General features: G+C 73.5%; 3 protein-coding genes and 1 pseudogene. All 4 read right to left on the reverse strand.

The window, feature by feature from the left end; translation table 11 throughout:
- The coding region (locus H295_RS0133125) for a type I polyketide synthase (RefSeq protein ID WP_020139655.1) at positions 1 to 2,101 on the reverse strand (2,101 nt) is incomplete at its 3' end.
- Positions 2,102 to 2,186: 85 nt separating this feature from the next.
- Positions 2,187 to 10,799, reverse strand: coding sequence for a type I polyketide synthase (locus H295_RS43885; RefSeq protein WP_020139656.1), 8,613 nt, complete (start codon positions 10,797 to 10,799; stop codon positions 2,187 to 2,189).
- Between the two features lie 167 nt (positions 10,800 to 10,966).
- On the reverse strand, positions 10,967 to 23,092 hold the full coding sequence (locus H295_RS46885) for a type I polyketide synthase (protein WP_267974102.1): 12,126 nt from the start codon (positions 23,090 to 23,092) through the stop codon (positions 10,967 to 10,969).
- A 201-nt stretch (positions 23,093 to 23,293) separates the two neighbouring features.
- Positions 23,294 to 23,410: pseudogene (locus H295_RS48775) on the reverse strand (hypothetical protein); the annotation flags it as partial.
- Positions 23,411 to 23,457 lie beyond the last annotated feature (47 nt).

Below are 23,457 nucleotides of genomic sequence, written 5' to 3' on the forward strand. Positions count from 1 at the left end.
GGGCGCTTTGGCTGACGGTGGCCATGACGCCGTGTCCGGCGAGGTGGCGCATGGCGGTGGAGCGGACGGTGACGATGCGGGCGGCGTCGTGGAGGGTGAGGATGCCGGCGATGTGGGCGGCGGCTATTTCGCCCTGGGAGTGGCCGATGACGGCGGCGGGTTGGATGCCGTGGGCGATCCAGAGGCGGGCGAGGGAGACCATGACGGCGAACAGGGCGGGCTGGACCATGTCGACGTGGTCGAGCCAGGTCTCGTCGTCTCCGGTGAGGGTGGCGATGAGCGACCAGTCGGTGAGTGGGTCGAGGGCGTTGGCGCAGGTGTCCAGTGCGTCGCGGAAGACGGGGTTGGTGGTGTAGAGGTCGGCGCCCATGCCGGCCCACTGCGAGCCCTGCCCCGGAAACACGAAAACCGGACCACGGCGGGATGGTGTCACGTGTCCCGCGCCGAGGATCACTTGCGGGTGCGGGCTGCCCTCGGCCAGGGCGCGCAGCCTGTCGATCGCGCTGTCGCGGTCCTCCGCCACTACCACCGCCCGGTGCGGCAGCAAGGCACGCGCAGTGACCAGCGCGTGGGCCATGTCGGCGAGATGGAGCTCGGGGCGGGCTTCCAGGTGTTCGGCGAGCCGCTTGCCGTACGCGGCCAGAGCCGCCGTACTGCCACCCGACACCACTAGAGGAACCGGGCCACCCGACGGTACGAACTCCTCGGACTCAACAGGCACTTGGGCCTGCTCCAGGATCACGTGAGCGTTCGTCCCGCTGATGCCGAAGGAGGAGACTCCGGCGCGTCGGGGGCGGTCGGTGTCCGGCCAGGGCTGTGCCCTGTCGAGAAGGCGGATGTTGCCCTCGCTCCAGTCGACCTGGCTGGTGGGCCGTGTGAGGTGGAGACTTCGGGGGAGGGTGCCCTCGCGCATGGCCCAGATCATCTTGATGATGCCAGCGATTCCGGCGGCGGCCTGAGTGTGGCCGATGTTGGTCTTCACGGAGCCCAGCCACAGGGGCCGTTCGGCCGGGCGGTTCTGGCCGTAGGTGGCGAGGAGCGCCTGGGCTTCGATGGGGTCGCCGAGCCGGGTTCCGGTGCCGTGGGCCTCCACCGCGTCGACATCGGCTGCGGCGAGGTGGGCGTTGTCGAGCGCGGCGCGCAGCAGGCGGGCCTGGGAGCGGCCGTTGGGAGCGGTGAGGCCGTTGGAGGCACCGTCCTGGTTGACGGCGGAGCCGCGGATCACGGCGAGCACGGGGTGTCCGTGGCGTCGGGCGTCGGAGAGGCGCTCGACGAGCAGGGCTCCCACACCCTCGCTCCACGACGAGCCGTCGGCGGCGTCGTCGAAGGCCTTGATCCGGGCGTCGGGTGCCAGTCCGCGCTGCCGGGAGAACTCGATGAACGACTCGACCGTCGACATGACCGTGGAGCCGCCGGCGACGGCCAGGTCGCACTCCTTGTTGCGCAGTGACTGCATGGCCAGGTGCAGGGCGACGAGGGACGACGAGCAGGCGGTGTCGATCGTGAGAGCGGGCCCTTCCAGACCGAAGACGTACGCCAGTCGTCCGGACACGATGCTGCCCGCGCTGCCGGCGCCGATCATGCCCTCGAAGCCTTCGGGGGCCGGGGTGAGCCGGGTGCCGTGGTCGTGGGAGAGGACGCCGACGAAGACGCCCGTCCTGCTGCCGCCGAGGCCGTGCGGGTCGAGGCCCGCCCGTTCGAACGTCTCCCAGGTCACTTCGAGGAGGAGCCGCTGCTGGGGGTCCATGGAGAGCGCCTCGCGCGGCGGGATGCCGAAGAGTGCCGCGTCGAAGCCGCCCGCGTCCTGGAGGAACCCGCCCTCCTTGACGTACATCTTGCCGACGCTGTCGGGGTCGGGGTCGTACAGCTCGTCGATGTCCCAGCCGCGGTCCGCGGGCATCGCCGAGATCAGGTCGCGTTCCTCGGTGACCGCGCGCCACAGGTCCTCGGGGGAGTCGATGCCGCCGGGGAAGCGGCACGCCGCCGACACGACGGCGATGGGCTCCTGGCGGCCGGACTCCAACTCCAGGAGTCGGGCGCGGGCGCGGTGCAGATCGGCCGTCACCCGCTTCAAGTACTCGATGACCCGCGTGTCTTCCACGGAACGCTTCCTTTCCGCTCGCTGATGCGCCTGCTGTCGTCCGGTTCGGCGGCCGGTTCTGCGGGACCGGCCGCCGTCGTCGGTGTCAGAAGCTGCCCATGTCGTCGATGAAGTCGAGGAGTTGGTCGACGGAGGCGTCCTCCAGGCCGAGTCCGTCCTCTGCTCCGCCGGGCGCCGGGGAGGCCGGTTCCTCGTCGGCCGCGCGCCATTTGGCGACGAGGGAGTGCAGCCGCATCGTGACCTTGGCACGCAGGGCCGGATCGGCGTCGTCGGCGCCCAGCAGGGCGAGTTCGAGCCGGTCGAGGTCGGTGAGGACGGGCGGGGTGACCTCGACGGGTGTCGCGAACAGCTTTGCTTCGAGGAGGTCGGCGATGGCGCGGGGCGTGGGATGGTCGAAGGCCAGCGTGGCGGGGAGTTTCACGCCGCTGAGCGCGGTCAGCCGGTTGCGCAGGTCCACCGCCGTCAGCGAGTCGAGCCCCAGTTCTTTGAAGGCGCGCCCGTCGTCCACCGCGTCCGCCGAACCGTGTCCCAGGACGAGGGCGACGGTCGCGCGCACCGTGCCGAGGAGGGCGGCGGCCCGCTCGGCCGCCCCGAGCGCGGCCAGCCGCTCACGGAGGCCGGACTGTTCGGCCGCACCCGCGCTGCGGCGTACGGCCCGCACCAGCCCGCGCAGCAGCGGGGGCAGGGTGCCGTCGGCCGCCTGGGCGCGCAGCGTGGGGAAGTCGAAGCGGGCCGCGACGAGATGGGGGTCGGGGCCGGTCAGAGCCGCGTCCAGCAAGGCCATGCCCTGCTCGCCGGACAGACTCCGTGTGCCGGAGCGGGCCATGCGGCGGGCCAGGTCCTGGTCGGTGAGGCCGGCACCCATCTCGGACCGGTCCTGCCACAGTCCCCAGGACATGGACAGGGCCGGCAGTCCCGCTGCCCTGCGGTGCGCGGCGAGCGCGTCCAGGAAGGCGTTGGCGGCGCCGTAGGCGCCCTGTCCCGCGCCGCCGAAGGTGCCCGCCATCGAGGAGTACAGGACGAACGCCGCCAGGTCCAGATCCTGGGTGAGCCGGTGCAACTCCCAGGCGGCGTCGGCCTTCGGGCCCAGGACGGTGTCCAGGTGTCCGGGGGTGAGCGAGCCGATCGCGCCGTCGGCGAGCACGCCGGCGAGATGGAACACGCCGGTCAGTGGCCGCTCCGCGGGGATGTCCGCGAGGAGGCGGGTGAGCGCCGCGGGGTCGGCCACGTCGCAGGCGGCGAGGGTGACGGTCGCGCCGGCCGCGCCGAGTTCCGTGCACAGCGCCGACGCTCCCGGTGCCTCCGCTCCCCGACGGCTGGTCAGAAGGAGGTGCCGGACACCGTGTCGGGACACCAGGTGGCGGGCCAGGATGGCGCCGAGGGTTCCGGTGCCTCCGGTGATCAGTACTGTGCCCTCGGGGTCGAGGGGGCGCTCGCGCTGCTGCTCCACGGCTGCGCGGGCGAGGCGCGGGGCGCGCAGCACACCGTCGCGCACGGCGAGCTGGGGCTCGCCGGAGACGAGTGCCGCGCCGATCAGGACGGACGGCACCTCGGCGGTGTCGCTGTCGAGCAGGAGGAAACGGTCGGGCTGCTCCTGCTGCGCCGAACGGACCAGCCCCCACAGCGGCGCGTGCGCGAGGTCGCCGAGCACGTCGTCCGGTACCGCCTGGACCGCGTCCCGGGTGAGGAACACCAGGCGTGCCTCCGACCAGCGTTCGTCGGCCAGCCAGGCCTGGCACAGCTCCAGGGCGCCTCCGAGCACGTGCCGGTTGGCGGGTGCGCCACCGCCTCCGGCCACCACGACCGCGTCCGGCACCGGCGCACCCGCGTCCACCGCGGCCGCCAGCGCCGCGAGGTCGGGGTACCGGCGACGGGCGTCGACCTCGGCGGGCCACACCGCCTCGGACCGTGCGCCGAGCACCACCCAGCGCATCGAGGCGGCCACCTCGGCCGACGGCAGGGGCGTCCAGTCCACCCTGAACAAGGAGTTGTCCGTCGTGGTGCGCGCGGCCGTCAGACCGGACGTCGACAGCGGCCGTACGGCGACGGACTCGGCCGTGAGCACCGGCTGCCCGGTGCCGTCGTGGAGATGGAAGGAGAACGCGCCGTCCGAGAGCCGTCGCACCCGTACCCGCAGGGCCGTGGCGCCCTGGGCGTGCAGGGTGACGCCGCTCCAGGAGAAGGCGAGTTGGCCGCTGTTCTCCAGTCCGTCGAGGACCACCACATGCAGGGCGGCGTCGAGGAGGGCCGGGTGCAGGCCGTACGACGCGGCGTTCTTCCGTTCGGAGTCGGGGAGTTCGACCTCCGCGAAGAGCTCGTCGCCGTGCCGCCAGGCGGTGCCGAGGCCGCGGAACGCCGGTCCGTACGCGATGCCCGCCGTCGCGATCCGCTCGTAGGCGTCCTCGGTCGGCAGGATCTCCGCGTCACGAGGAGGCCACACGGCAAGGGGTTCGGGGTCGGCTGCCACCGGGGCGAGGACGCCCTCCGCGTGCTGGACCCAGGAGCCGTCCTCGCCCTCGCTCTCCGGGCGCGCGTGGACGCGCAGCGCGCGTCGGCCCGTGCCGTCCGGGGCGTCGACCGCGACCTGCACGACCACGCCACCCGCGCCGGGCACCACCAGCGGCGCCTGCAAGGTGAGATCCTCCAGCGCCGCGCAGCCCACCGCGTCGCCCGCGCGCACGGCCAGCTCCACGAAGGCCGCGCCCGGCAGGATCGCCACCCCGGACACCGCGTGGTCGTCCAGCCAGCCCAGTGACCGACGGCTCAGCCGGCCGGTCAGCAGGGCGCCCCCGTCGGCGAGGTCGACCTGGGTGTCGGTGACCGGGTGCCCGGTGCCCCGCACCCCGGCGCCCGCCGGCCCGGTGACGGGCTCGAGCCAGTAGCGCTCCCGCTGGAAGGCGTACGTCGGCAGGTCCACGCGGCGTGCTCCGACCCCGTCGAAGACGGCGGTGGTCCAGTCGACGGCGATGCCGTGCACCCAGGCCTCGGCAAGAGCCCGCGCGGTGCGTCCGGGTCCGCCGTCGTCGCGGCGCAGCGTGCCCAGCGCGGCGACCTGGGTGTCCTGGCTCCCGGCGATGTCCGCGATGCCGCTGAGCAGCAGCGGGTGCGGGCTCATCTCCAGGAACACCCGGTGGCCGCGGTCCAGCAGGTGTCGTACCGCGGCCTCGAACTGCACCGGCTCACGGGCGTTGCGGTACCAGTAGTCGGCGTGCATCGACGTGTTGTCCAGGATCTCGCCGGTGACCGTCGAGCACAGCGGCACGGTGCCGGGGTGCGGTGTCACCTCCGCCAGGGCGCTGATCAACTGCTCGCGCAGGCGCTCCATCTGCGGGGCGTGTCCCGGTGCCACGGCGCCGCGCACCCGCCGCACCTGGGCACCCTCCGCCTCGGCGACCGCGAGGAACTCCTCCAGGGCCGTGACGTCGCCGGTGACGACGACCGACTCGGGTCCGTTGATCACTCCGACGCTCAACTCCTGCGCCCAGGGCGTGAGTCGGTCGGCCACCCAGGCGTGGGACTTGGACACGCCGGCCATCGCGCCCAGGCCCACCACGTCCACGATCAGCCGGCTGCGCAGTGCCACGACCCGGGCCGCGTCCTCCAGGGAGAGCGCGCCCGCGATGTACGCGGCGGCGATCTCGCCCTGCGAGTGGCCCACCACGGCGGCCGGTTGCACCCCCGCGGCCTGCCAGGTGCGGGCCAGGGACACCATCACGGAGAACAACACCGGCTGTACGACGTCCAGTTGATCCAGGGACGGTGCCCCGGGGGCGCCGGCCATCGCGTCCGTGATCGACCAGCCCACCAGCTCGGTGAAGACCCGCTCGCAGTCGGCGAACGTGTCCCGGAACACCTCCGATCCCCGCAGCAGCTCCGAGGCCATGCCGATCCACTGGGAACCCTGGCCGGGCAAGACGAACACCGCCGCCTCTCCGGTCGGCTGCCCGGTGATCACGTTCGGGGTCTCGTCGCCTGCTGCCAGGGCGTCGAGTCCGGCCAGCGCGTCCTGTGCCCCGTCTGCGAGGACGACGGCCCGGTGGGGGAGAACGGCGCGGTGGTTCGCGAGCGACCAGGCGATGTCGGTCAGTTCCGTCGGCGCCGCGGAGGACTGCCGTAGCTGTGTGGCCAGTCGCGCGGCCTGCCCGCGCAGGGCCTGCGGGCTGTGCGCGGACAGCGTCAGCGGAGTAACCGGCAGCGGGACGCGCGGCTCGGCCGACGCGGGCGCGGCAGGGGCCTGTTCGAGGATCACATGCGCGTTGGTGCCGCTCGCGCCGAACGCCGACACGCCCGCCCGGCGCGGTCGGTCGGCGTCGGGCCACACCTGGCTCCCGGTCAGCAGCCGGACCGCTCCGAGGGACCAGTCGATCCGGGTCGAGGGCCGGTCCACGTGCAGCGTCCGGGGCAGCAGCCCGTGGCGCAGGGCCATCACGGTCTTGATGACGCCGGCGACGCCCGCCGCACCCTGAGCGTGGCCGATGTTCGACTTGATGGACCCCAGCCACAGCGGCCGCTCCTCGGGCCGCTCGCGGCCGTAGGTCGCCATGATCGCGTGCGCCTCGATGGGGTCGCCGAGCCGGGTGCCGGTGCCGTGCGCCTCGACGGCGTCGACATCGGCGGGTGCCAGGCCGGCGTTGTCCAACGCGGCCCGGATGACGCGCTGTTGGGCCGTTCCGTTCGGCGCGGTGAGGCCGTTGGAGGCGCCGTCCTGGTTGACGGCGGTGCCGCGGACCACCGCCAGGACGCGATGACCGTGCCGCTCGGCGTCGGACAGCCGCTCCACCAGGAGCATGCCCACGCCCTCGGACCACATCGTGCCGTCGGCCCCGTCGGCGAACGACTTGCTGCGCGCGTCCGGCGCCATCAGCCCCTGCCCGGAGAACCCCACGAAGGCCCCCGGCGTCGACATCACCGTCGCGGCTCCCGCGAGCGCCAGGTCGCACTCGCCGGAGCGCAGCGCGTGCACCGCCTGGTGCAGCGCGACCAACGCCGAGGAGCACGCCGTGTCGACGGTGACCGCGGGCCCCTCGAAACCGAAGGTGTACGCGATGCGCCCGGTGGCGATCGAACCGCCGATGCCGGTCGCGAAGTACGGCACGAGGTCGTCGGGCATCCGCTCGGGACCGAGCAGATAGTCGTGCCCCACCAGTCCCGCGAAGACGCCCGTACGACTGCCCCGGAGCCTGCCCGGGTCCAGTCCGGCCTGCTCCATCGCCTCCCAGCCGGTCTCCAGCAGCAGCCTGTGCTGGGGGTCCATCGCCAGCGCCTCCCGGGGCGAGATGCCGAAGAACGCCGGGTCGAAGCCGGCCGCGTCGTACAGGAATCCGCTCTCCCGGGCCTCCGTGGAGGTGCCAGGCGCGCCGTCGGGGCTGAACAACTCCTCCAGGTTCCAGCCGCGGTTGTCCGGGAAGGCGCCGAGGACGTCGCGCTCCTCGGCCACGAGCTGCCACAGCTCCTCGGGGCTGGTCACCCCGCCCGGGAAGCGGCAGCCCATGCCGATGATGGCGACGGGTTCGTCCACGCGGTGGCGGGTGGGCGCGGCGGTCGCCTCGTCGGCCTCGCCGCGCCGCTGCCGACCGAGGTGCGTGGCGAGCGCCTGGGGCGTGGGGTGGTCGAAGACGGCGGACGCGGGCACCGACAGGCCTGTCACCGCGCGCAGTTCGGCGCACAGTTCCACCGCCCCGACCGAGGTCACTCCGAGTTCGGAGAAGGGGCGGCTCGCTGCCACGGCGTCTTTCGTGTCGTACCCGAGCACGGCTGCGGCTGCCGCTCGGACCAGGTCGAGCATCTCCCACTCGTTGTGGGTGCGGCCGGATTCCGGGCGGGTTTCCGGTGCCGGTGCCGGTGCTGGGTCCTTGTACGGGGCGGCCGAGCCGTCGGAGGTCGGTGTGGCTGAACCGTCGAAGGTGCGGCCCTTGGTGATCCAGTACCGGCGACGGTCGAACGCGTACGTCGGCAGTTCCGCGCGTACGGCCCTCGTGCCGGCGAAGACCCGCACCCAGTCGACGTCCACGCCCGCGGCGTACGCCTGGCCGACTCCGGTGAGGAAGGACCGGGTGTCGGGGCGGTCCTTGCGCAGCGTCGGTGCCAGCACCGCCGCGTCCCGGTCCAGCAGACAGTCCGCCGCCATCGAGGCGAGCACCCCGTCCGGCCCCAACTCCAGGAAGACACGGGAGCCTTGGGCCTCGGCCGTACGGATCGCGTCCAGGAACCGGACCGGCTTCCGCAGGTGACGGACCCAGTACTCCGGGTCCGTCACCTCGCCGGGGCCCACGAGCGCGCCGGTCAGCGCGGAGACCAGCGGGATGCGCGGCTCGTGGAAGGTCACCCCGGCGGCGATGCGACGGAACTCCGCCATCGCCGGCTCCATCAGGACCGAATGAAACGCGTGGCTGACCTGGAGTTCTTTGGTCTTGTGCCCGCGGTCCGCGAGCAGCCGTGCCACTTCGGCCGTTGCGGACGCCGTACCCGACAGCACCACCGACGTGGGCCCGTTGACCGCCGCCACATCGACCTGGCCGCGCAACTCGGCGAGCAGCGGGACGACGTCCTCCTCGGCGGCGCGCACGGAGATCATCACCCCACCCTCGGGGAGCGCCTGCATGACCCGGCCGCGGGCGGCGACGAGGGCACAGGCGTCCGCGAGGCGGAGGACGCCGGAGACGTGGGCGGCCGTCAACTCGCCGATGGAGTGGCCGATCAGGCGGTCCGGCACGAGCCCCCAGGACTCGGCCAGCCGGAACAGGGCCGTCTCCACGGCGAACAGCGCGGGCTGTGTGCAGGCGGTCTGGTCCAGGAGCGCCGCCGTGGTGGAACCGGCCTCGGCGAACACGACCTCTTTGAGGGGCCGTTCGAGCAGCGCGTCCATGTGTCCGCACACCGCGTCGAACGCCTCGGCGAACACCGGGAATTCGTCGTACAGCCCCCGTGCCATACCGGCGTGCTGAGCGCCCTGTCCGGTGAACAGGAAGGTGGGGGACGGCTGTTCGATGACCTCGCCGCGGACCACCCCGCTCCCCGGTGCACCGACGGCGACGGCGTGCAGTCCGGCGAGGAGATCCTCACGTCCCGCCGCGACGACCACCGCGCGGTGCGGCATCCGGGCCCGCGTGGCCGCCGTGGACCAGGCGAGGTCGGCAGGGCGGGCATCCGGCCGCTCGATGACATGTGCGGCCAGCCGCGCGGCCTGACCTCGCAGGGCGTCCGGAGTTCGTGCGGACAGGAGCCAGGGCAGAGCGGAGGGGGGTGCCGGGGACCCTGCGGCCGAGGTCGATTCACCGACCGGCGCAGGCTCCGCCTCCTCCAGGACGACGTGTGCGTTCGTTCCACTGATGCCGAAGGACGACACCGCCGCACGGCGCGGCCGCTGCGCGTCGGGCCACGGCTGCTCGGTGTGCAGCAGGCGGATGCCGGCGGAGGACCAGTCGACGTGCGGAGTCGGCGGCTCGGCGTGCAGCGTCCTGGGCAGCATCCCGTGCCTCAGGGCGAGCACCGTCTTGATGACACCGGCGACGCCCGCCGCGGCCTGCGTGTGCCCGAGGTTCGACTTGACGGACCCCAGCCACAGCGGCCGCCCGGCCGGCCGGTCCTTCCCGTACGTCGCCAGCAGGGCGTCGACCTCGATGGGGTCCCCGAGCCGGGTGCCGGTGCCGTGCGCCTCCACGACGTCGACGTCGTCCGGTGCGAGACCCGCGTCGGTGAGGGCCTGACGGATGACGCGCTGCTGGGCCGGACCGCTGGGCGCGGTCAGGCCGTTCGAGGCGCCGTCCTGGTTGACGGCGGTGCCGCGGACCACGGCCAGGACGCGGTGACCGTGGCGGCGGGCGTCGGAGAGCCGCTCCAGCAGGAGCATGCCGACGCCCTCGGAGACCGCCGTCCCGTCGGCGCGGTCGGAGAAGGTCTTGCACCGGCCGTCGGCGGCCAGGCCGCGCTGGCGGGAGAACTCCACCAGCGTCCAGGGGCTGGACATGACGGTCGCGCCGCCCGCGAGCGCCAGGTCGCACTCGCCGCCCCGCAGCGCCCGGACCGCCTGGTGCAGCGCCACCAGAGACGCAGAGCACGCCGTGTCCACGGTCACCGCGGGCCCCTCCAGGCCCAGCGTGAAGGCGAGCCGCCCGGACAGCACGCTCTGCGTGGAGCCGGTGCCGAGGTAGCCGCCGAGATCGGCGACCCCGTCCATCATCGGCGCGATGTAGTCCTGGCCGTTGGTGCCGACGAACACCCCGGTGTCGCTGCCGCGCAACGAGGCCGGATCGATCGCCGCGTCCTCCAGCGTCTCCCAGGCGACTTCGAGCAGCAGCCGCTGCTGCGGGTCCATCGCCAGCGCCTCACGCGGCGATATCCCGAAGAACCCGGCGTCGAAGTCCCCCGCCGAGGCCAGGAACCCGCCCTCGCGGACGTACGCCGTGCCGGCGGCGGCCGGGTCGGGGTCGTACAGCGCGTCCAGGTCCCAGCCCCGGTCCGAGGGGAGCGGTCCGATCGCGTCCGTGCCGGAGGACAGCAGCCGCCACAGATCCTCCGGCGAGCCGACGTCTCCGGGGAACCGGCAGCCCATGCCGACGACGGCGACCGGCTCGGAGCGACGCGCCCGCAGGTCGGCCAGGTCCCGCTTGGTCTTGTCGAGTTCGCGCGCCATCCACTTGAGGGTCTCGACGACCTTGTCCCGGCCGGCCGGAGCGCCGGCGCTGCTGTCGCTCGTCACTGCAAACATCTCCTGAGGTGCGGTGGGGCTGGGGGACGGCGTTCAACGGCGTTCACCTGGAGCGCCTGGACTGCACGAGGGCCAGGGCGGGGGGGCGGAGTGACCGGGTCTGGGACCCGGTGCCGGGGCGGGCAGGGTGTTCGGGGCCGGCGGAGTGGCCGGGTGGCTCAGGTGCCGAAGCGTTCCTGGATGAAGTCCAGGACCTCCTCCGCCGTCGTCGCGGCCTCCAGTCCGCCCGCATCCGTCGACGGGCCGGACGGAGACTCCTGCGGCCACCGGGCGAGCAGGTCCCTCAGCCGGTTCGCGACCGTCGCGGAGGTGGGAAGGCCGCCACGGTCGACACGGGCGAGCGCTGCTTCGAGACGGGCGAGCACCTCCTCGACGGAACCCGCGTCATCGGCAGGTGACGGGGCCGGGCCGTCCGCGTCGGGCGCGTGCGTCGCCAGCTCCGCGCCGACAAAGGCGGCCAGGGCTTCCGGCGTCGGATGGTCGAACACCACCCCGACCGGCAGCCGCAGCCCGGTGGCCGCGCCCAGCCGGTTACGGAACTCGACCGCGGTGAGCGAGTCGATCCCCAGGTCCCGGAAGAGCCGGGTCGCTGAGAGGTCCTCCGGGTTGGCGTGGCCCAGCACGGACGCGAGGTGGCGGAGCACGAGATCCCGTACGAGAGCGACCCGTTCGGCGCCGGTGGCCATGGCCACTTCCGAACGCCAGCGCGTCACCATGTCGTCGCCACCACCGTCGTCCGGGCCGTCGGGTGCACCGCCCGTGACAACGGTCTCCAACGCGGCCCGGTAGCCGGGCTGTTCGAGGAACAGCCGGGTCGGCCGCGCCCCGATCGACCCGGGTGCCAGACGCGCGAAGTCGATGTCGGCGACGACGACGTGCCCGCGCTCGCCATCGAGGCGCAGTGCCCGGTCCAGCGCGCGCACCGCCCACTCCGGCGCCATGGACTCCATCGCGAACCGATGCAGCCGGTTGGCGATGACCTCGCCGCCCTCCAGGCCGCTGCCGCCCGCCCAGTGCCCCCATCCGACGGACAGGGCGGGCAGACCCAGGGCCCGGCGGTGCAGGGCGAGCGCGTCGAGGAACGCGTTGCCCGGCGCGTAACCGCCCTGCCCCGCGTCCGCTGTGACGCCGGCGAACGAGGAGAACAGGACGAACAGCTCCAGCGGGAGGTCCCGCGTGAGTTCGTCCAGGTTGCGTGCGGCGAGCGCCTTGACCCGCAGCGCACGGTCCAGCTGGGGGACGGTCAGGGAGGCCAGCAGCGCGTCGTCGACCGCGGCCGCCGTGTGCACGACTGCTGTGAGCGGGTATTCCGGCGGGATCGAGGCCAACAGCTGGGCGAGCGCACTGCGGTCGCCCAGGTCGCAGGCCACGACGGTGACCTTCGTCCCCGACTCGCTTATGTGGGCGGCCAGTTCGGCGGCCCCCGGGGCCTCGAGGCCCCGCCGTCCGACGAGGAGGAGGTGCGGCGCGCCGAGTTCCGCGAGATGCCGGGCCACCTGTCCGCCGAGGGCGCCGGTACCGCCGGTGACGAGCACGGTGCCGGTGGGCTTCCACTCCCCGGCGTCGGCAGAGGCGCCTTCCTCGGACCGCTCGGCGGCGAGTTCGAGTCCGGTCGTCGACACGGTGTCCCCGTGCGCCGGCACGAGCCGCCGGGTCAGGGCCCCCGACGTGCGCACCGCGACCTCGTCCTCGTCGGTGGCCCCGGAGACGATCCCGACCAGCCGCGTCAACACCCTGGTGTCGAGCGGGTCGTCCGCGCCTCCCGGCAGGTCGACGACCCCGCCCCAGCGCTCGGGGTGCTCCTGCCGCATCGTCGCACCGAGGCCCCACACCATGGCGTGCTCCGGTGCCTGCACCAGGTCGCCCGGATCCGCGGCCATCGCACCGCGTGTGAGCACCCACAGCGGGGCGTCGCCGGCGAAGTCCGTGTCCATGAGCGCCTGCACCACGGACAGGGTCGCCGCGAGCCCGCGCGGTACGGCCTCGTGCTCGGCGTGCGCTCCGGTCAGCAGCCCGGTCAGCATGAGCACGCCGACAGTCTCCGGCGCACCGTCGCCCGCGCCCAGCGCCAGCAAGATCTCGGCGAGTTCACCTCGTTCGGCGTCGGCCGCGAAACCGACCCGGGTGACCTCGGCCCCGTGCGCCCGCAGCGCGCTCTCCACCGGATCCGCCACCGCCCGCGCCTCCGCGTCGTCGGGCACCAGCACCAGCCAGCGCCCGGAGACCGCGGGACGGGCGGGCGTCCCGATGCGCTCCCAGACCACCCGGTGCCGCCAGCGGTCTACGGCCGCGTCCTCCCGCGATCGCGTCCGCCAGTCGGTGAGCGCCGGAAGCACATCGCGCAGTGACGCCAACTGTCCGTTGATCAGAGGCAGTTCGCCTGCGAGGGTGTCGAGGTCCCCGCTCTCGACGGCCTCCCAGAAGCGTCGCTGCGCCTCGTCGGCCGGGGTGTCCGGCCGCGCGATGCCGCCCGCCGAGGTGTCCGGCTGCGCGCCGCCGCCCGCCGGGGTGGCGAAGTACGCCGACTGCCGTGGCGCGTCCAGCCAGTACCGCCGGTGCTGGAAGGCATAGGTGGGCAGGTCGACGAAGGTGTCCGGCGTCCTCGCGTACAGGGTCTCCCGCCAGGGCACGTCCACACCGGCGACGTACGCCGCCGCCAGCGAGGCGTTGAACCGGTCGGCGCCGCCCTCGTCCCGGCGCAGCGTGCCCAGCACGGACGCCGAGGTGCCCGCGTCCTCCACGGTCTCCTGGAGCCCGGTCAGCAGCACCGGATGCGGGCTGACCTCGATGAACACCCGATGCCCGCGCGCCAGCAACTCCCTTACGGCGGCATCGAACCGCACCGGCTCCCGCATGTTGCGGTACCAGTAGTCCGCGTCCATTCCCGACCCGTCGCACGCCTCGCCGGTGACGGTGGAGACTATGGGCACCTGGCCGGCGCGGGGCGACACGGGTGCCAGTTCGGCCCGGACCCGGTCCTCCACCAGCTCCACCTGTGCGGAGTGGCCGGCGGCGATGGCTCCCTTGACCCGCCGGGCCCGTACGCCGGCCTCCTCGGCGTCCGCGAGGAACTCGTCGACCGCCGCCGCCTCGCCCGACACCACCACCGAGGTGGGACCGTTGACCGCGGCCACGCTGAGGCGGCCGCCCCAGCGTTCCAGCCGTTCGGCGACCCACGCCTGGGGTTGTGCGACCGAGGCCATGGCGCCGAGCCCGGACAGCTTCTCCTGCATGGTCCGGCTGCGCAGGCAGATGATCCGGGCCGCGTCGGACAGGGACAGCGCGCCCGCCACGCAGGCCGCGGCCACCTCGCCCTGCGAGTGGCCCACCACGGCCGCCGGGGTGATCCCGGCCGCCTGCCAGGTCCTGGCCAGTGCCACCATCACCGCGAACAGCAAGGGCTGCACCACGTCCAGCTGCCCCATGGACGGGGCGCCCGGCCGTTCGTGCAGCACGTCGAGCACGGACCAGTCGACGTAGGCGCCCAGCGCAGCGTCGCACTCGGCGAGCGCGTCCCTGAACTGCGGTGAGGAGTCGAGTAGTTCGAGTGCCATGCCGGGCCACTGCGATCCCTGCCCCGGGAAGACCAGCACCGGATCGGCGCCCGGAGTGCCGGACCCCGTGGTCAGTTGGGGATGCGTCCCGTCCTCTGCCAGCGCACCGAGAGCGGCGAGGGCCGTCTTCCGGTCCTCGGCGACCACGGCGGCCCGGTGCTCCAGGTCCGTCACCCGGTGCTCGGCCAAAGCCCGTCCCACGACGGCGAGTTCGAGATCCGGCGCCGCGTCGAGCAGCTCCCGCAGGCGTTGCGCCTGGCCGCGCAGGCCGGCCCCGCTGTGCGCGGACAGCGGCAGCACCACAGGACCGACCACATCCGTGCCGCGCTCGGCGGTGGACGGCTCGGAGGTCTCCGGTGCGGGCTGTTCGAGGATGACGTGCGCGTTCGTCCCACTGATCCCGAAGGCCGAGACGGCCGCACGGCGCGCCCGCTCCACGGACGGCCACTCACGCGCCCGATCCAGCAGCTCCACCCCACCGGAGGCCCAGTTCACGTGCGACGACGGGGAGTCGAGATGGAGGGTGCGCGGGAGAACCCCGTGCCGCAGGGCCTGCACCATCTTGATGACCCCGGCGATGCCCGCGGCGGCCTGGGTGTGCCCGATGTTCGACTTGACGGACCCGAGCCACAGCGGCCGCTCGGCGGGCCGGTCCTGACCGTAGGTGGCCAGCAGCGCCTCGGCCTCGATGGGGTCGCCCAGCGGGGTTCCGGTCCCGTGCCCCTCGACGGCGTCCACGTCCCCGGGTGCCAGTCCCGCGTCGGCGAGGGCCTGGCGGATCACCCGTTGCTGGGACTGCCCGTTCGGGGCGCTGAGCCCGTTCGAGGCGCCGTCCTGGTTGATCGCGGAGCCCCGGATGACGGCCAGCACGCGGTGTCCGTTGCGCCGCGCGTCGGACAGCCGCTCCACCACGAGGGTGCCGATGCCCTCGGAGAACGCCGAGCCGTCCGCGTCGTCCGAGTACGAGCGGCACCGCCCGGTCCGGCCGAGCACCTGCTGCCGGCTGAACTCGACGAAGCCGCCCGGCGTCGACATCACCGTCGCCCCGCCCGCCACGGCGAGATCGCACTCGCCCGAGCGCAGCGCCCGCACCGCCAGGTGCAGGGCCACCAGCCCCGCCGAGCACGCCGTGTCCAGCGTGAGGGTGGGCCCTTCGAGGCCGAACACGTAGGCGAGGCGACCGGACAGGACGCTGGCCGTGTGGCCGAGCAGGAGATGGTTGGCCACCCCCTCCGGCGCGTCGGTCACACCGCCCGCGTAGTCCTGCTCGCCCGCGCCGATGAACACCCCGGTGCTGCTGCCGCGCAGGGAGGTCGGCGGGATGCCCGCCCGTTCGAACGCCTCCCACGAGGTCTCCAGCAGCAACCGCTGGTGCGGGTCCATGGCGAGCGCCTCGCGCGGTGAGATCCCGAACAGCCCCGCGTCGAAGCCCGCGATGTCGTCGAGGAAGCCGCCTTCGCGGGAGTACGACGTTCCGGTGGCGGCCGGGTCGGGGTCGTAGAGCGTGGCGAGGTCCCAGCCGCGGTCCTCGGGGAAGTCGGACACGGCGTCCCGCTCCTCAGTGACCAGGCGCCACATGTCCTCCGGGGTGTTCGCACCGCCGGGGTAGCGGCAGGCCATGCCGATGATCGCTACAGGTTCGTCCACCGTCGGGCGGACCGTCGCCACGGGCGCGGTGTCCGCAGCGGTGCCGACGAGCCGGTCACGTACCTCCGTGGCCAGGTCCCGGGGCGTGGGACGGTCGAACACCACGGTGGTGGGCAGCGTCAGCCCGGTCGCCGCCGTGAGCCGGTTGCGCACCTCCACCGCGGTCATCGAGTCCAGGCCCAGCGTTTTGAACGTCTGGGTCATGTCGAGCGCGTCGGGGGACGGGTGCCCGAGCGCTGCCGCGACCACGTCCCGCACCAGCGCGGACACCGTCCGGTCCTGCTCGGCGGGCGGCAGTGCGCGGATGTGCCGGGCGTAGCCGGCGCCCGCCTCCTCCGTGTCCTCCGTGTCCACGTCCGGCGGGGCGTCCTGGGGCAGCAGGGCGAACAGCGGGCCCTGCCGCACGGCCGCGAACGCCGCGAGCAGCCGCGCCCAGTCCGCGTCGACGACGATGCGGCATGTCTCGTCCTGGTCCAGGACGTCCTGCAGTGCGGCGAGCGCGTCCCGCGGCTGCATCGGGACGAGACCGCTGCGCCGCAGCCCCGCACCGATCTCGCCGTCCGCGGCCATGCCCTCGCCCGCCCACGGCCCCCAGGCGATGGAGGTCCCGGCCAGGCCGTCGGCGCGCCGCCGCTGGGCGAGCGTGTCGAGCACGGCGTTCGCGGCGGCGTAGGCACCCTGCCCGACACCGCCCCACACTCCGGCGACGGACGAGAACAGCACGAACGCGTCCAGGTCCAGCTCCAACTCCCGGCTCAGCTCGTCCAGATGCATCGCCCCGTCCGCCTTGGCGGACAGCACCGCCGCCCAGCCGTCCGCCGACAGGTCCGCGACTCCGCAGGCCTCGAAGACGCCCGCCGCATGAAACACGGCCCGGGGCCGATGACGCCCGAGCACCTCGGACAGGGCGCTCCGGTCACCCGCGTCGCACGCCTCGACGGACACCCGCGCCCCGCGCTCACGCAGACGCCCCGCCAACTCGGCCGCACCCGGAGCCTGTTCACCGCGGCGGCTCGTGAGGACGACGTGCTCGGCACCGCCGTCCACGAGCCACTCGGCGATCCGCGAGCCGAGCGCTCCGGTCCCCCCGGTGACGAGCACGGCCCCGGCAGGACGCCACGGCCGACCGCCTTCCGGGCCGGCGGGCGGTGCGGCCACGCTGCGTCCGAGCGCCCGCCCGGCGGGCAGTGCCACCACGCGCCGCCCGACCACCCGCCTGGCGCGCACCGCGACCTGGTCCTCGCCGCCCGCAGCGCGACTCAGGACGGCACCCAGTACGCCCACGTCGTCGTAGCCCGACAGATCCACCAACCCGCCCCAACGATCGGGAAGTTCGAGCGACATCGCCTGGCCGAGTCCCCACACCGCCGCCTGCCGGGGGTCCAGCACGGGATCGTCGCTGCCGGTGGCGACGGCGCCGTGGGTCACGAACCACAGCGCGGCACCGTCCGTCGCCCGCCGGACGACCTCCACGGCGAACAGACCCGGGTCGTCGGCGAGCGCGGCCACGGCAACAACCCCCGTCAACTCCGGTTCGACCACCGTGACATCACCCACGACGACCTCGGCACCGGCCCGCTCCAGCGCCCCGGCCAGCCTCACCACCCGCGTGTCGAGGTGATCGGTACCGGCGGGCACGACGACCTGCCAGCGTCCGTGGAGCTGCCGGCGGCCGCTGGGGGTTTTCACGGGCACCCAGGTCACCTGACGACCCGACAACTCATCCCGCTGCGGGCTCTCCTGGGCCAGCAACCAGTCCGTGAGCGCCGGGACGACCGCACGCGCGTGAACCTCGTCGACGTTCAACGTCCGTGCCAGCTCGTCGGGCTGAAGCCCGGCAAGGCGCTCCAGGACCAGGCGCTCCGGGGCGGGGCGGGCGCTCTGCTCGGGTGCCTGGAGCCAGAAGCGGCTGTGCTGGAAGGGGTACGTGGGCAGGTCGACCGTGCGGGCACCGGTGCGCGCGAACGCGGCCGACCAGTCGACGGACAGGCCGGACAGGTGCAGGGCCGCCATCGCCTCCGCGAAGGTCGCCGCCTCCGACCGGTCGCGCCGCAGCGCCGAGACGATCACCGGCTGGGCGTCCTCCGGCAGGCTGTCGCGGACCGCTCCGGTGAGCACACCCGCGGGCCCGAGTTCGAGATACGCGGTGACGGACTCCCCGTGCAGGGTGGCGACTCCGTCGGCGAACCGTACGGCCTCCCGTGCGTGGCGCACCCAGTACGCGGGGGAGCACAGTTCGCCCGGGTCGGCCAAGGCGCCGGTCACGTTGGACACCACAGGCAGAGTCGGCGGCCGGAAGGGCACTCCGGCCAGAACCTCCGCGAAGGCGTCCAGCATCGTGTCCATGTGCGCGGAGTGGAAGGCATGACTGACCCGGAGCCGCTGCACCCGCCGCCCGGCCGCCTCGAACCGCGCGGTCACCTCCTCCACCGCGTCCCGGTCGCCCGAGACGACCACGGAGACGGGCCCGTTGACGGCCGCGACGTCGACCCGGTCGCCGTAGGCGGCGAGTACGGGCCCGACCTCCTCAGGAGTGACCGCCAGGGCCGCCATGGCGCCGTCCGCCGTCACGGCCTGCATCAGGGTGCCCCGCGCGGCGACCAGGGCGCAGGCGTCGGGCAGCGTCCACACGCCGGCCACATGGGCGGCGGCGAACTCCCCGATCGAATGCCCGATCAGCAGACCGGGCCTGAGACCCCAGTGCTCCACGAGCCGGTACAGGGCCACCTCGACCGCGAACAGGGCGGCCTGCGCGTAACCGGTCCGGTTCAGCAACTCGGCGGACTCGCCGAACACGACCTCCCGAAGGGGAAGGGGCAAGTGCGGTGCGAAGTGATCGCAGATCTCGTCGAAGGCCGCGGCGAACACCGGCTGTTCGGCGTACAGTTCGCGACCCATGTCGAGCCGCTGACTGCCCTGTCCGCTGAAGACCACCGCCAGCCGCCCGTCCGGCACGGCCCGCCCGGTCAGCACTCCGGCGGACGCGCGCCCCTCGGCCAGCGCCCGCAGCCGCTCGATCGCCTCCTCACGCCGGTGGGCGATCACGGCCGCCCGCCGGGGCAGCGCGGTCCGTCCCTGGGCCAGCGACCACCCGACATCCACCAGCGCGGCAGCGGAATCGGCCGCCTCTTCCAGGACGCCCGCGAGCCGGGTCGCCTGCGCGCGCAGCGCCTCGTCGCCGGCGGCGGACAGCGGCAGGGGTACGACCGTCGGCGCGGGACCCCGCTCGGGCGGCTCGTCACCGGCCGGGGCCTGCTCCAGAACGATGTGTGCGTTCGTCCCGCTGATCCCGAACGACGACACCCCGGCCCGCCGCACCCGGTCCGTGTCCGGCCACGCGCGCGCCCCGGTGAGCAGCTCGACGCCCCCGGACGCCCAGTCGACATGGGACGAGGGGGTCGCGCAGTGCAGGCTGCGCGGAAGCACTCCGGATCGCATCGCCATGATCATCTTGATGATCCCGGCGACACCGGCGGCGGCCTGCGTGTGCCCGATGTTCGACTTGACGGACCCGAGCCACAGCGGCCGCTCGGCGGGCCGGTCCTGACCGTAGGTGGCCAGGAGCGCCTGTGCCTCGATGGGATCGCCCAGCACGGTGCCGGTCCCGTGCCCCTCGACGGCGTCCACGTCGTCCGGCGACAGTCCCGCGTCGGCGAGGGCCTGGCGGATCACCCGCTGCTGGGCCTGGCCGTTGGGCGCGGTCAGCCCGTTCGAGGCACCGTCCTGGTTGACGGCAGTGCCGCGCACGACGGCGAGAACCCGATGCCCGTTGCGCCGCGCGTCGGACAGCCGCTCCACCAGCAGCATGCCCACGCCCTCGGACCAACCGGTCCCGTCGGCACCTTCGGCGAACGACTTGCAGTGCCCGTCGCCCGACAGTCCACCCTGCCGGGAGAACTCCGTGAAGGTGTCCGGTGTCACCATCACCGTCACCCCGCCCGCGAGCGCGAGATCCGACTCGCCCCGCCGCAGCGACTGGACGGCCAGATGCAGCGCCACGAGCGAGGACGAGCAGGCGGTGTCGACCGTCAGCGCGGGACCCTCCAGTCCCAGTGCGTAAGCGATCCGCCCCGAGGCCACACTGCCCGCACCCCCGGTCAGCAGATATCCCTCGACCCCCTCCGGCACCTGCGTGAGCCCCGTGCCGTAGTCGTGGTACATCAACCCGGCGAACACCCCGGTACGGGAGCCCCGCACCGCGTCCGCCGGGATGCCGGCGTTCTCCAGGGCCTCCCACGACACTTCGAGCAGCAGCCGCTGCTGAGGGTCCATGGCGAGCGCCTCGCGCGGTGAGATCCCGAACAGGGAGGGATCGAAACCGGCGGCATCATCCAGGAAACCCCCGTGCCGGGTCGCACTGGTCCCTCCCGCACCGCTGCCGGCCGCTAACAGGGCGGCCATATCCCACCCCCGGTCGGCCGGGAACTCTCCGACCGCGTCCCGCTCGTCGAGCACCAACTGCCACAGATCGAGCGGGCCTTCGACCCCGCCGGGGTAGCGGCAGGCCATACCGACCACGGCGATGGGATCGTCGTCCACAGGCCGCTCCGCGACTACCTGCCCGGCCGCCTCGGGCAGCGCACCGCCGAGCCGTTCGTGCAGCAGCCGGGCCAGCGCCTGCGGCGTCGGATGGTCGAACACGACCGTGGAGGGCAGCGTGAGTCCGGTGACCGCCGCCAGCCGGTTGCGCACCTCCACCGCCATCAGGGAGTCGACGCCCAACTCCCGGAACTCGCCCGTCACATCGAGCACGGCACCCTGCGCATGCCCCAGCACCAGAGCGGTCTCGTCCCGGACCACGGACAGCAGAAGCCGCTCGCGCTCGTCCCCGGACAAACCCGCCAACCGCTCCTCGAACGCCGACAGCGCACCGGAGCCCGCCTCGACCGCCCGCGCGACCGTCCGGCGGCCGACCCGCGGCGCCAGCCGTGACAGCAGCGCCGGAACCGCCCGCCCGGCCCGGACCAGTGCTCCGACATCGATCCGCGCCGGCACCAGCGCCGCCGCATCGGGCGATCCGGTCAGCGCGGCGTCGAGCAACGCCAGCCCCTCCTCGGCCGCCAGGGGCAGCAGTCCGCTCCGCCGCATCCGCGCCAGATCCTGGCCGCTCAGCTGGGCCGTCATCCCGCTCGGCTGCTCCCACAGCCCCCACGCGAGGGACAGCCCGGGCAGCCCGAGCCCGGCGCGCAGCTCGGCCAGCGCGTCCAGGTAGGCGTTGGCCGCCGCGTAGTTCGCCTGTCCCGCGTTCCCCAGCACTCCAGCGACCGACGAGAACAGTACGAACGCCGACAGGTCGAGATCGGCCGTCAACTCATGTAGATGCAGGGCGGCTTCGGCCTTCGCACGCAATGCCGCGTCCACGGCCTGCTCGGTCAACCCCTCGACCGTGCCGTCCGCGAGCACTCCGGCCGCGTGCACCACGGCACCGAGCGGATGTCCCGACTCCTGCACCTCGGCGATCACCCCGGCCAGCGCCGCACGATCACCGACATCACAGGCGCGTACGTCCACGAGGGCACCCGCCCCGGTCAAGTCGGTGACAAGGTGCGTCACTTCGTCCGACCCCGGCCCCGACCGGCTGAGCAACAGCAACCGCCGTACCCCGTACGAGGTGACCAGGTGCCGGGCCACGAGACCGCCCAGTGCCCCCGTCCCGCCGGTGATCAACACCGTGCGATCGGCGTCGAAGGCAGTGGGCGTCCCGCCCTCCGTCCGATGACGGTCGAGCCGCGGAGCGAAGAACGCCCCCTCACGGATGGCGAGTTGCGGCTCGCCGGTCCCCAGCACGAGTCCGGGCGACACCGGCGCCTCAGCACCGTCGACCTCGTCGACGAGAACGAATCGCCCCGGATGCTCACTCTGCGCCGAGCGCACCAGTCCCCACACGGCCGCGTCCGCCGGAGCCGTGATCCGGTCCTCCGCCAGCGCCGCGACCGCCCCGCACGTGCGCACGACAAGAACACAGTTCCGCAGCGCGGGGTCGGTCACAAAGCGCCGTACGACGCGAAGGGCGCACAGCACCGCGTCCTTCGCCTCGTACGGGGAGCCGGGACGCGCGGAGGCGTCGAAGAGCACCGCGGACGGCTCCTCGGGCGGTACGGCACCGCACACCTCGTCGATGTCTTCGGACCGGGACATGACCGCGGCCCAGTGGTCCGGCACGGAGATGGCCAGGGGGTCGCTCGGTGACGCCACCTCCTCCCAGTGCAGAGCCAGCAGGGCGTCCAGGCGTGCGTCCCGGGAGGCGGCGCGCAGCTGGTCGGGGGTGATGGGCAGCAGGGTGAGCGCATCGACGGACACGACCGTCGCGCCGGACTCGTCCGCGGCGGTCAACGACACGGCATCCGCACCCGTACGACGCAGTCGAACCCGCAACGCGCTCGCGCCGGCTGCGTGGATGCGCACGCCGGACCAGGCGAACGGCAGACGGATGCCGTCGGACGCGGGCAGTAGCCCGGCCCCCGCTACCGCGTGCAGCGCCGCGTCGAGCAGGGCGGGGTGGAGGATGAACTGCTCAGCATCCGTGTCCAGTTCAGCGGGGAACCGGACCTCGGCGAACACCTCGTCGTCGCTCCGGCGCCAGAGGCTGCGTACTCCCCGGAAAGCGGGGCCGTAGTCGTAGCCCTGGGTGGCGAGTCCGTCGTAGAGCCCGTCAACGGGGACCGGTTGAGCCCCTGAGGGGGGCCAGACGGCGAAGTCGCCATCATCTGAACTCAGTTGGGCGCCACCGATCGCCAGCAGACCTTCGGCGTGCAGGGTCCAGGAGGCGTCGACCGACCCTGAATCGGATGCGGGGCGGGAATGAACGGTGACCCGCCTGCGGCCCAAGTCGTCCGGCTCGTCCACCACCACCTGGACGGCCACCGGAGCGAGCAGCGCGAGGGGCGCCCGCAGGGTGAGTTCCTCGAGCGTGCCGCACCCGACCTCGTCACCGGCGCGCACCGCCAGCTCGACGAAAGCCGTACCCGGCAACAGGACCGACCCCATCACGGCGTGGTCCGCGACCCACTCAGGGGCAGCGGGCCCCAACCCACCGGTGAGGACGACACCGCCGTCCGCGAGCCGGACAGCCGCGCTGAGCAGAGGGTGTCCAGCGACATCGACACCGGGTTGCGCGGCGGCGGTCGGCTGCGGGCGGTCGAGCCAGTAGTGGTGGTGTTGGAAGGGGTAGGTGGGGAGGGGGGTGTGGTGGTGGGGGGTGGGGAGTTGTGCTGTCCAGTCGGGGGTGGTGCCGGTGGTGTGGGCGTGGGCGAGGGCGGTGGTGAAGGAGGCGGTGGTGTTGCGGCGGAGGGTGTGGAGGGCGGTGAGGGGTGTGTTGGTGGTTTCGGCGGTTTCTTCGATGGCGGGGGTGAGGACGGGGTGGGGGCTGGTTTCGATGGTGGTGTGGTGGCCGGTGTTGATGAGGTGGGTGAGTGCTTGGTGGAAGCGGACGGGGTGGCGGAGGTTGG

Source organism: Streptomyces sp. 351MFTsu5.1, assembly GCF_000383655.1.
In the GTDB taxonomy this organism is placed as follows: domain Bacteria; phylum Actinomycetota; class Actinomycetes; order Streptomycetales; family Streptomycetaceae; genus Streptomyces; species Streptomyces griseorubiginosus.